The 10,934-nt window shown below is 71.7% G+C and carries 11 protein-coding genes; 9 read left to right on the top strand and 2 right to left on the bottom strand.

What is annotated here, in order from left to right; genetic code table 11:
- Window positions 1-1,858, bottom strand: a 1,858-nt coding sequence (locus A9O63_RS07170; protein WP_069331310.1) for a DEAD/DEAH box helicase, incomplete at its 3' end; no start/stop codon positions are given.
- Window positions 1,859-2,048: 190 nt separating this feature from the next.
- On the opposite strand from A9O63_RS07170, the gene A9O63_RS07165 reads away from it, so the two are divergent.
- The 6 genes from A9O63_RS07165 to A9O63_RS07140 all read left to right on the top strand — a co-directional run bounded on the left by A9O63_RS07165 (window position 2,049) and on the right by A9O63_RS07140 (window position 5,714).
- Entirely contained in the window at window positions 2,049-2,654 is a 606-nt protein-coding gene (locus A9O63_RS07165; RefSeq protein WP_069331309.1) for a TetR/AcrR family transcriptional regulator, read from the top strand.
- A 66-nt stretch (window positions 2,655-2,720) separates the two neighbouring features.
- Window positions 2,721-3,068 carry a DUF1428 domain-containing protein gene (locus A9O63_RS07160; protein ID WP_069331308.1) on the top strand — a complete coding sequence of 116 codons (348 nt, stop codon included), beginning with the start codon at window positions 2,721-2,723 and terminating at the stop codon, window positions 3,066-3,068.
- A 1-nt stretch (window position 3,069) separates the two neighbouring features.
- On the top strand, window positions 3,070-3,813 hold the full coding sequence (locus A9O63_RS07155; RefSeq protein WP_069331307.1) for a VOC family protein: 744 nt from the start codon (window positions 3,070-3,072) through the stop codon (window positions 3,811-3,813).
- Between the two features lie 138 nt (window positions 3,814-3,951).
- Window positions 3,952-4,866 carry a thioredoxin gene (gene trxA, locus A9O63_RS07150; protein ID WP_069331306.1) on the top strand — a complete coding sequence of 305 codons (915 nt, stop codon included), beginning with the start codon at window positions 3,952-3,954 and terminating at the stop codon, window positions 4,864-4,866.
- A 27-nt stretch (window positions 4,867-4,893) separates the two neighbouring features.
- Window positions 4,894-5,538, top strand: a complete 645-nt coding sequence (locus tag A9O63_RS07145) for an LON peptidase substrate-binding domain-containing protein (RefSeq protein ID WP_069331305.1) — start codon at window positions 4,894-4,896, stop codon at window positions 5,536-5,538.
- Window positions 5,535-5,714: a Trm112 family protein gene (locus A9O63_RS07140; RefSeq protein ID WP_069331304.1), complete on the top strand. Its 180-nt coding sequence runs from the start codon at window positions 5,535-5,537 to the stop codon at window positions 5,712-5,714. The genes A9O63_RS07145 and A9O63_RS07140 overlap by 4 nt, the downstream gene beginning before the upstream one ends.
- Window positions 5,715-5,790: 76 nt before the next feature.
- Here the strand turns inward: A9O63_RS07140 and A9O63_RS07135 are convergent, their stop codons facing one another.
- Window positions 5,791-7,020, bottom strand: a complete 1,230-nt coding sequence (locus tag A9O63_RS07135) for an FAD-dependent monooxygenase (protein ID WP_069331303.1) — start codon at window positions 7,018-7,020, stop codon at window positions 5,791-5,793.
- Window positions 7,021-7,101: 81 nt separating this feature from the next.
- On the opposite strand from A9O63_RS07135, the gene A9O63_RS07130 reads away from it, so the two are divergent.
- From A9O63_RS07130 to A9O63_RS07120, 3 genes are all read left to right on the top strand, one after another.
- Window positions 7,102-8,427, top strand: coding sequence for an amidase (locus A9O63_RS07130; protein WP_069331302.1), 1,326 nt, complete (start codon window positions 7,102-7,104; stop codon window positions 8,425-8,427).
- Between the two features lie 122 nt (window positions 8,428-8,549).
- A complete protein-coding gene (locus tag A9O63_RS07125; protein WP_069331301.1) occupies window positions 8,550-9,728 on the top strand; it encodes an aminotransferase class I/II-fold pyridoxal phosphate-dependent enzyme in 1,179 nt (392 codons plus the stop codon).
- Window positions 9,729-9,738: 10 nt separating this feature from the next.
- The coding region (locus A9O63_RS07120) for a DNA translocase FtsK 4TM domain-containing protein (protein ID WP_205631826.1) at window positions 9,739-10,934 on the top strand (1,196 nt) is incomplete at its 3' end.

Genomic DNA, 10,934 nt, shown 5'->3' with positions numbered 1-10,934 from the left:
CCTCGTCTTCGGCCGCGCTCTCGCGACGGGGGCGAGGGGCGTCGTTTATTTCACGCTTCGCGAACGGAGCGCCGTCGTCGCGACGGGGCCGGGGCGCCCGCTCGGGGCGGTCGTCCGGGGTCCAGCCGCCGCGGGCCTCGCCCGGCTCATCCTCGACGAAGCGCGAGGGCTTGGGCTGGTAGGGCGCCTTCTCGCGCCGGGGCGCCTCGTCCCGGGCGCGGGGGGCGCGTTCGGCGAACGGCTTGCGCGGCGCGCGTTCGGGGCGCTCCAGCATGGGCTCGCCGTCGAGGCGCACCATGCCCACGCCCGCCTCGATCTCGAGCGCGGCGCCGAACTTCCCGGCGGCGGCCTTCGCGATCTGGACGAAGGTCTGCTCCTGCTGGACGCGGATGGCGCCGATCTCGTTCTTGGTCACGCCGCCCGCCTCGCAGATCTTGGGCAGCAGCCAGCGCGCCTCGGCCCGGCCGGTGTGGCCCACGGCCACCGCATACCAGACCGCCTCGCCGAACTCGCCCCGCTCGCGCGGCGCGCGCTGCGAAGGCTCCGGCGGGGCCAGATCCTGCAGCACCTCGGGCGCCGAGCGCCCTTCGCGCCAGAGCCGGACGAAGGCCGCCGACATCTGCGCGGGGCCGAACCGTTCGAGCAGCTTCTCGGCCAGCGGCATCTCGTCGGACAGATCCTGCCCCAGCACCGGATGCTCGAGCAGCCGCGCGTCGTCGCGCTCCTGCACCTCGTCGGCCGAGGGCGGCTTGCCCCAGTCGGCCACGAGCTTCGCGCCGGTCAGAAGCCGCTGCGCCTTGCGCACCTCGGACGGCGCCGCGATCAGCACCGACACGCCCTTGGAGCCCGCCCGGCCGGTCCGGCCCGAACGGTGGAGCAGCGTCTCGGAGTTGGTGGGCAGATCCGCGTGGATCACGAGCTCGAGCCCCGGAAGGTCGATGCCCCGCGCGGCCACGTCGGTCGCGATGCAGACCCGGGCGCGCCCGTCGCGCAGCGCCTGCAGCGCATGGGTCCGCTCCTGCTGCGAGAGCTCGCCCGAGAGCGCCACGACCTGAAAGCCGCGGTTGCCCATCCGCGCGAGCAGATGGTTCACCGCGAGCCGCGTCTTGCAGAAGACGATGGCCGAGGGCGCCTCGTAGAAGCGCAGCACGTTGAAGATCGCATGTTCCTTGTCGCGCGCGCTGACGGTCAGGGCGCGATACTCGATGTCGGCATGCTGCTTGCGCTCGCCCGCGGTCTGGATGCGGACGGCATCCTGCTGGAATTCCTTGGCGAGCGCCTCGATCTCCTTCGGCACGGTGGCCGAGAACATCAGCGTGCGGCGTTCCTCGGGGGCCGAGCCCAGGATGAACTCCAGATCCTCGCGGAAGCCGAGGTCGAGCATCTCGTCGGCCTCGTCCAGCACCACGGCGCGCAGGCCCGAGAGATCGAGCGAGCCGCGCTCGATATGGTCGCGCAGGCGGCCGGGGGTGCCCACGACGATATGGGCGCCGCGATCCAGCGCGCGCCGCTCGGTGCGGTAATCCATGCCGCCCACGCAGGTGGCGATATGGGCGCCGGCCTCGCCATAGAGCCAGCCCAGCTCGCGGGCGACCTGAAGCGCCAGCTCGCGGGTGGGCGCGATGGCGAGCGCGATCGGCGTGTCCGCGAACAGGAGCCGGTCGGCCCCCTGCAGGATCTGGTCGGCGATGGCGATGCCGAAGGCCACGGTCTTGCCCGAGCCGGTCTGGGCCGAGACAAGCGCATCGCGCCCGGCCACGCCTTCGGCCAGCACGGCCTCCTGCACGGGAGTGAGGGACTCGTAGCCCTTGGCGGCAAGCGCCGCGGCCAGCGGCGCGGCAATATCGGTATGGGTCATGTATCTGCCAAATGGGGGACGCGCAGCGGCGCCCGGGTTGACGGCCAACCTTCTCCCATCGCGGCCAGGCCTCCTCGCCCGCCGTCCCGAGGTTCCGGGCCGTCCGGGGGCTCTACAGGATTCGGCCCACGCTGTATAGGCGGTTGACGACATACCGACCGGTTGGTATGTTGAGGGTCAGGGGGATGCAATGACGACAGGCGACGGACGCAGCCGGCTTCTCGCCGCGGCCACACGGCTGATCCGCACGCAGGGCTTCGCCGCGACCTCGGTCGAGGCGATCTGCCGCGAGGCCGGCGTGACGAAGGGGGCCTTCTTCCACCACTTTCCCAGCAAGGAGGCGCTGGGCGTGGCGGCGGCGGATGCCTGGTCGGAGGTCACCGGGCGCCTCTTTGCCGAGGCGTCCTATCATCGGCCCGCGGATCCGCTGGATCGCGTGCTGGCCTATATCGAGTTCCGCCGCGCGCTCGTGGCGGGCGAGATCGCCGACTATACCTGCCTCGTGGGCACGCTCGTCCAGGAGGCCTACGGCTCGGATCCGATCCGGGCCGCCTGCGGGGCGAGCATCCTCGGCCATGCGGGCACGCTCGAGGCCGACATGGCCGCGGCCGCCGAGGCGCGCGGGGTGGCGGATGTGGATCCGGCGAGCCTCGCACGCCATACGCAGGCGGTGCTGCAAGGCGCCTTCATCCTCGCCAAGGCCGGCGGGGGCGCCGCCGCGGTGGAGGAGGCGCTCGACCATTTGAAGCGGTATCTGCGGTTGCTGTTCGCGAACCCCGGCGCGTCCGGGGCCTGATCCCGGCGGCAGGAGGCCTCCGGGAAAGCCCGAGCCCTGCGGGGCCATCCAGAGGAGGAGAGTTCCATGCCCTATGTCGACGGATTCGTCTGCGCCGTCCCGGTCGGGAACCGGCAGAAATACATCGACCATGCGCTGTTCGCGGCCCGCAAGTTCAAGGAGCTGGGCGCGCTGCAGGTCGTGGAATGCTGGGGCGACGATGTGCCCGAGGGCAAGCTCACCTCGTTCCGCATGGCGGTGAAGCAGGAGGAGGGCGAGGCGGCCGTCTTCTCCTGGGTGGTCTGGCCCTCGAAGGAGGTGCGCAACGCGGCCTGGCAGAAGATGATGGAAGATACCGAGATGGCGGGCATGGAGATGCCGTTCGACGGCAAGCGGATGATCTACGGCGGCTTCGAGCAGGTCGTGGAGGTCTGACATGGGCGGCTTCGTCTGGCACGAGCTGACGACGACCGACCCGGACGCGGCGGCGGCCTTCTACGGCCGCCTCCTCGGATGGGAGGCCGACAGCTTCCCCGGCAGCGCGCCGCCCTACCTTGTCCTCAAGGCTGCGGGCGTGGGGGTCGCGGGCCTCTGCGCCACGAAGGCGCCCCAGCCTCCGGGCTGGATCGGCTATCTCCATGTCGCCGATGTGGAGGAGGCCTGCCGCCGGGCCGAGGCCGCGGGCGCTTCCGCGGTGGCGCCGGCCGAGGAGATGGAGGGCATCGGGCGCATGCAGCTGATGCACGACCCCGACGGCGTGCCCTTCGTCCTGATGACCCCCGCCCCGCGCGAGGCTCCGCCCCGGCCGCCCGAGGGCACGACGGGCCTTTCGGTCTGGGACGAGCATTACGGTGCGGATGTGGAGCGCAGCTTCGCCTTCTACGCGGACCTTGCCGGCTGGACGAAGGACAGCGCGATGGACATGGGCGAGATGGGCACCTACCAGATGGTCGCCGCCGGAGGGCCTGCCATCGGCGGGCTGATGCGCGCGCCCGAGGGGATGGGGCCGCGGTGGCTCGTCTATTTCAACGTGCCCTCTGTCACCGGCGCGATGGAAGAGGCGGAGCGCCTCGGCGGGCGGCCCTTCTTCGGGCCGCAGGAGGTTCCGGGCGCCATGTGGATCGCGCAGATCCTCGATCCGCAGGGGCATCCGTTCGGGATCGTCGGGCCGAAGGGCTGAGCCGGGCAGGGGAGGGGAGGCGGCGGCGCAAAGGGCACGGTCCCGCCCGGCTTTGCGGGGCGGAGCGCCGGTTTGCCTCTTGGCCTTTGGCAGGCCGGCGCGCATATAGGGGCACCACGTCAGACGGAGGATGAACCCATGCTCGGATTCGGTGACAAGCCCGCGAACGGCGCCGCTCCGCAGGGCGACCTTGTGAAGGATACGTCCGAAGCGACCTTCATGCAGGATGTGATCGACGCCAGCCGCGATGTGCCGGTGATCGTCGATTTCTGGGCCCCCTGGTGCGGGCCCTGCAAGACCCTCGGACCCGCGCTCGAGGCCGCCGTCACGGCCGCCAAGGGCAAGGTGCGCATGGTCAAGGTCAACGTGGACGAGAACCAGATGATCGCGGCGCAGCTGCGCATCCAGTCGATCCCGACCGTCTATGCCTTCTTCCAGGGCCAGCCGGTCGACGGCTTCCAGGGGGCGCTGCCGCCCTCGGAGGTGAAGAAATTCGTGGAGAAGATCGCGGCGATGGGCGGTGGCGACGGCCTGGCCGACGCGCTGGCCGCGGCCGAGGAGATGCTGGCCGAGGGGGCGGTCGTCGACGCGCTCGAGACTTTCGCGGCCATCCTCGGCGAGGAGCCGGAGAATGCCGCGGCCTATGCGGGCCTGATCCGCTGCCACCTCGCCTCGGGCGATCTCGATCAGGCCGAGGCCTATGCCGCCGCGGCTCCCGCGGCCATTGCGAAGGCCAAGGAGATCGAGGGCGCGCGCGCGCAGATCGAACTGGCGCGGCAGGCCGCGAAGGCCGGGCCCGTGACCGAGCTCAGCCGGGCCGTCGAGGCCGACCCTGCCAACCATCAGGCCCGGTTCGATCTGGCGCTCGCGCTCCATGCCTCGGGCCGGGTCGACGAGGCGGTGGACCAGCTGCTCGAGCTGTTCCGGCGCGACCGGGAGTGGAACGAGGGCGCGGCGCGGACCCAGCTTTTCACCATCTTCGACGCGCTGAAGCCGACCGATCCGATCGTGCTGAAAGGACGCCGCCGGCTCTCCTCGATGATATTTGCCTGATCGATGGGGCGGGCTAGTTCAGAGCCCATGATCAAGCAGGCCGACCTCCCCGACGTGATCCCCGTGTTCCCGCTGCCGGGCGCTCTGCTCCTGCCGCGGGCGCGTCTGCCGCTGCATATCTTCGAGCCGCGCTACCTGCAGATGATCGACGACACGCTGAAGACACCGAACCGGCTGATCGGGATGGTGCAGCCGCGCGACGTGCCCGGGGGCGCCGAGAAGCGGCTCCATGCCATCGGCTGCGCGGGCCGGCTCACGGGCTTTTCCGAGACCGAGGACGGCCGCTACATGATCACCCTCTCGGGCATCTCGCGCTTCCGCGTGATCTCGGAGGTGCAGGGCTTCACGCCCTATCGCCGCTGCACTGTGGAATGGGCGGACTTCTCGCGGGATCTCGGGCCCGCCGAGACGGATGCGGGCTTCCGGCGCGAGGCCTTCCTCGACCTGCTCGGGCGCTATTTCACGGCGATGGAGCTTTCGACCGACTGGGGCAGCCTGCGCGAGGCCGAGGAGGAGCTGCTGATCAATTCGCTCTCGATGCTCTGCCCCTTCGATCCCGAGGACAAGCAGGCGCTGCTCGAGGCGCCCTCGCTGGAGACACGGCGCGAGACGCTGGTCACGTTGATTGAATTCGCCCTCCGGGGCGGGACTGGTGAAGAGGTGATGCAATGACCGGAACCCCCCTGTTCGACCGCCGGATGCTCGAGGCGCTCGTCTGCCCCGTGACGCAGGCGGGACTGGCCTACGATGCCGACCGGCAGGAGCTGGTCTCGAAACAGGCGCGGCTGGCCTTCCCGATCCGCGACGGGATCCCGATCATGCTGGTGTCGGAAGCGCGCGAACTCTGAGCCGCGGCGCCGGGGCCCGGCAGCCGGGGGCTGTCTGCCCCCGGACCCCCGAGGATATTTGGGCAGAGTGAAAGGCTCAGATCGGGCGGCCCTGCAGCAGCCGCGGCAGGTCGCCCGAGAGGCCGGCCGCCTGCCGGATGAAGCCGCGGCGCAGGCCGGGCAGGGCGTTCACGATCCCCATGCCGAGGTCGCGGCCTGCGCGCAGCACCGGGTTGTCGTTCGAGAACAGGCGGTTGACCATGTCCATGCCGAGGGCGAGCGCCGTGGCGTCGAAGCGGCGCCACTGCTGGTAGCGGTCGAGGACGAGAGGGCTGCCCACATCCTCGCCGCGGCGGGCGGCCAAAGTCAGCACTTCGGCCAGGGCCGCCACATCCCTCAGCCCGAGGTTCAGGCCCTGTCCCGCGATCGGATGGACGCCATGCGCCGCATCGCCCACCAGCGCCACCCGCGGCGCCACGAAGCTGTGGGCGAGCGAGAGCGAGAGCGGGTAGGTGAAACGGTCGCCCGCGAGCCGGATCGTGCCCAGGAAATCCCCGAAGCGCGGACGGAGGGCGCCGAGATAGTCGGCGTCGGGCAGGCGCTGGATCCCGGCCGCGGCGGCGTCGCTCTCGCTCCAGACGATGGAGGAGCGGTGACCGCCCGGCAGCGGCAGGATCGCGAGCGGGCCTCCGGGCAGGAAATACTGCCAGGCGGTGCCCTCGTGCGGGCGTTCGTGCTCGATCGCCGTGACGAGGGCGGTCTGTCCGTAGCCCCAGCCGGTGCGCCGGATCCCCGCGCGGCGGGCCGTGCCGCTCTGCCGGCCGTCGCAGCCGACGAGGAGGCGGCCCGCGATCCGCGCCCCGGACGAGAGCGTGACGGTCACGCCCTGAGGCCCCACCTCCTGCGCCTCGACGGTGGTGCCCGAGACGAGCCGGATACGCGGCTCGGCTTCGAGGGCCGCGAGGAAGGCCGCATAGAGGAAGCGGTCCTCGAGCAGGTAGCCCATCGGCCCCTCCTCGATCTCGGCATGGTCGAAGGCCAGCACGAAGGGCGAGGGGCCGCCTGCGGTGGTGCCGTCGGCGGTCACGACCCGAAGGATCGGCTGGGCCCGGGATGCGAGCCCCTCCCAGAGGCCGAGTGCCGCGAGCAGCCGCTTCGAGGCCAGCGCCAGCGCATAGGCGCGGCCGTCGAAGCCAGGCTCGGCGCGCTGCGGCGCGGGGCGCCCGTCCACGACCGTGACGGAAAAGCCGTTGCGCGCCAGCGCAAGGGCGAGGGCGGGGCCGTTCAGCCCGCCTCCGGCGATCAGGATGTCGGCAGCTTGGGTCATGGGGCCAATATGGCTGGCGTCACGGGATTGTCCAGCCGGCGCGGCGCGGGGACCGTCGCGGCGCGGGACAGGGAGAGCGCGATGGACTGGCGGTGGATGACGGCGGCGGAGCTGGGGCGGGGCATCGAGGCCGGCAAGATCCATCCGGTCGAACTGGCCGAGGCCTTCCTCGCCGCCGCGGCCGACCACCCGGAGGGGCCGCGGATCTATGCGCGGCTCTGCCCGACGAGGGCCCGCACCGAGGCGATGGCCGCGGCGGAGCGGGCGAAGCGCGGCCTGCGCCGGGGGCCGCTCGACGGGGTGCCGGTCTCGTGGAAGGACCTGTTCGACACGGCAGGCGTCGCCACCGAGGCGGGCTCGGCGCTGCTGAGGGGCCGGGTGCCGGAAGAGGACGCCGCGGTGCTGGGCACGGCCACGCTGGGCGGGCTCGTCTGCCTCGGCAAGACCCACATGTCAGAGCTGGCCTTCTCGGGGCTCGGGCTCAATCCGGTGACGGCGACGCCGCCTTGCGTGAACGATCCGGCGGCGGTGGCGGGCGGATCCTCGTCGGGGGCGGCGGCCTCGGTGGCCTTCGGGCTTGCGCCGGCGGCCATCGGCTCGGACACCGGCGGCTCGGTGCGCATTCCCGCGGCCTGGAACGACCTCGCGGGGCTCAAGACCACGGCCGGCCGGCTTCCGCTGGCGGGCACGGTGCCGCTGGCCGCGCGGTTCGACACGGTGGGCCCGCTGGCGCGGACGGTCGAGGATTGCGCCCTGCTTCTCGCCGTGCTCGAGGGCGGGCGTCCGGCGGACCTGCGCGGCGCCTCGCTGGCGGGACCGCGGTTCCTCGTGCTCGAGACGCTGGCTCTCGAGGATCTGCGCGAGGCGCCGGCGCGGGGGTTCGAGGAGGCGGTCGCGCGGCTGGCCCGGGCGGGGGCCCGGATCGAGCGCGGGGCCGCGCCCGAGGTGGTCGAGGCCATGGCGATGGCGGGCCCGCTCTTTACCGGCGAGGCCTATGCCACCTGGGCCGAGGTGATCGAGGCGGCGCCCGACCTCATGTTCCCGCGGATCCTCGAGCGGTTCCGCTCGGGCGCGTCGATCACGGCGGTGGATTTCGTCACCGCATGGCAGCGGCTGGAGGCCCTGCGGGCCGCCTGGGCCGCGCGCACGGCGGGCTATGATGCGGTGCTCGTGCCGACCTCGCCCATCCTGCCCCCCGAGGCGGAGCGGCTTCTGACCGACGAGAGCTACTATGTCGGCGAGAATCTCCTCGCGCTCCGCAACACGCGGATCGCCAACCTGATGGGGCTTCCCGCCCTGACCCTGCCCACGGGCCAGCCCTCGTGCGGGATCTCGCTCATGGGGCAGCCCATGGCCGAGGAGCGCCTGCTGCGGCTGGGCGCCGCCGCCGAACGGGCATTGGGCTGACCGGCGAAAAAGCCACAACGCGGGGCGGGCGGGAGGGGCCCCGGCCTTTTTCTGGACCCTCCGGGAAGTTGCCGCTATCCTGCGACAAACGGGGCGATACGACCCCGATCACGAGGCAGTCAATGGCATTTCCCGAGCGGTTTTCGAACCTGCCAGATTACGCATTTCCGCGTCTGCGGAAGCTGCTCGACCCGCATGCGCCGGGCGGCGAGCCCGTGGCCATGACCATCGGCGAGCCGAAGCATCCGATGCCCGAGTTCGTCGGGCCGGTGCTGGCCTCGTCGCTGGCGGGATTCGGGCTCTATCCTCCGAACGACGGCACGCCCGAACTCCTGGCCGCGATCGGCGGCTGGCTGAAGCGGCGCTACCGGGTCGATCTCGGTCCCGAGCGTCTCATGGTGCTGAACGGCACCCGCGAGGGGCTGTTCAACGCGGCTCTGGCGCTGGTGCCCGAGACGAAGCGGGGCGCCCGTCCGGTTGTGCTGATGCCCAACCCCTTCTACCAGGTCTATGCGATGGCGGCGCTCGCGCTCGGGGCGGAGCCGGTCTATGTGCCCGCGCTGGCCTCGAACGGCTTCCTGCCCGACTATGCGAGCCTGCCCGCCGAGATCCTCGATCGGACGGCGCTGGCCTATCTCTGCTCGCCCGCGAACCCTCAGGGCTCGGTCGCCTCGCGCGACTACTGGGCGGGGCTCATGGATCTGGCCGAGACCCACGATTTCCGGATCTTTGCCGACGAGTGCTATGCCGAGATCTGGCGCACGGCGCCGCCTGCGGGGGCGCTCGAGGTGGCGGATGCGACGGGGGCGGACCCCGAGCGGATCTTTGCCTTCCACTCGCTGTCCAAGCGGTCGAACCTGCCGGGCCTGCGCTCGGGCTTCGTCGCGGGCGGACCTGCGGGCATCGCCCGGATCCGGCAGCTGCGCGCCTTCGCCGGTGCGCCGCTGCCGCTGCCGGTGCAGCGCGTCTCGGAACGCGCCTGGGCCGACGAGACGCATGTCGAGGCGAATCGGGCGCTCTATCAGGAGAAATTCCGCATCGCGGACGAGGTCTTCTCGGGCCTGCAGGGCTATATGGGCCCCGAGGGAGGCTTCTTCCTCTGGCTGCCCGTGCCCGACGGCGAAGAGGCGGCGCTGAAGCTCTGGACCGAGACGGGGGTGCGGGTGCTGCCCGGCGCCTATCTCGCCCGCGAGGTCGGCGGCGAAAATCCCGGAAAGGGCTACATCAGGGTCGCCATGGTGGCCCCCAAGGACGAAATGCAGCGCGGGCTGGTGCGGCTCCGCGACTGCCTTTACGGGTGAGGACGGTAGCATGGCATCCTATCACGCACGGCAGCGCGACCCGCTTCTGGATCAGAACATGCAGGCGATGCTGGAGCGCCGGGGCCGCGAGTTGCTGGGCATCGGCCTGCTGATCGTGGCCTTTCTCTTCATGCTCATCCTCGGCACCTATTCGCCCGAGGATCCGGGCTGGATGGTCGCCACCGACGAGCCCGCGCAGAATGCGCTGGGGCGCATCGGTGCCGCAATCTCCTCGACGCTCATGATCATCGCGGGCAAGGGCTCATGGGGTCTGCCCATCGTGGCGGGCGCCTGGGGCGCGCGCTTCCTCCTGCACCGCGGCGAGGAGCGGGCGCTGGGCCGGATCGTCTTCGCGGTCATCGCCATCGCGCTCGGCTCGATCTATGCCGCGACCCATGTGCCGGGGCCGGAATGGACCCATTCCTTCGGGCTCGGCGGCCTCTTCGGCGACACGGTGCTGGGCGCGCTCCTCGAGATCGTGCCCCTGCCCGCGGCCTACGGGCTCAAGCTTCTGTCGCTGCTCGTGGGCGGCGGGCTCGTCGCCATGGGCCTCTTCGTCTGCGGCTTCGACCTGCGCGAGCTCAGGCAGGTGACGCAGTTCCTGCTGGTCGGGCTGGTCGTGACCTACAATGCGGCGCTGCAACTGGCGGGCCGCGGCTCGGTGCAGGCCGCGCAGCTCATGCAGGAGAGGATCCGCGCCCATCGCGAAGGTCGTGCGGCGGTCGATGCCGCCGCTATCCGGGGCGAAGCCCGTGCCGAGGCCATGCCGCGCCCGCGCAGCCGCTTCCGCGATCCCGAGCCCGAGCCGGAACCCGCGCCCCGCATGGGCTTCCTGAGCCGCCTGCGGGCGCAGGCCCCTGACGAAGATGCCGAGCCCGTCCTCGAAGAGGCCGCCTGGGGCCGTCCGGCCACGCTCCGCGCCGATACGACGCGCCCGGCCGCGGTCCGTTCCGAAGGGCTGCGGGCCGAGCCGCGCCATGTCGAGCCTGCGCCGGCCCCGGCCCAGCCCCGCACCGGCCTTCTGGCCCGGATGCCGCAGATCATCCGCCGCGTCGCCGATCCCGAGGCCGAGCTGGTCGAGCACGCCCTGTCGGATGCCGCCGCCAATGCGGAAGGCCCGACCGAGGACCGGATCAAGGCCCGCATCAATGACGTGATCCGCTCGCGGGTGCGCCAGTCGACCGGGCCGCTCTCGCCCATCGCCGC

It is taken from the genome of Cereibacter johrii (assembly GCF_001720585.1).
In the GTDB taxonomy this organism is placed as follows: domain Bacteria; phylum Pseudomonadota; class Alphaproteobacteria; order Rhodobacterales; family Rhodobacteraceae; genus Cereibacter_A; species Cereibacter_A johrii.
The sequence above is the reverse complement of the archived record's forward strand: the minus strand, read 5'-3'. Positions and strand labels throughout refer to the sequence as shown.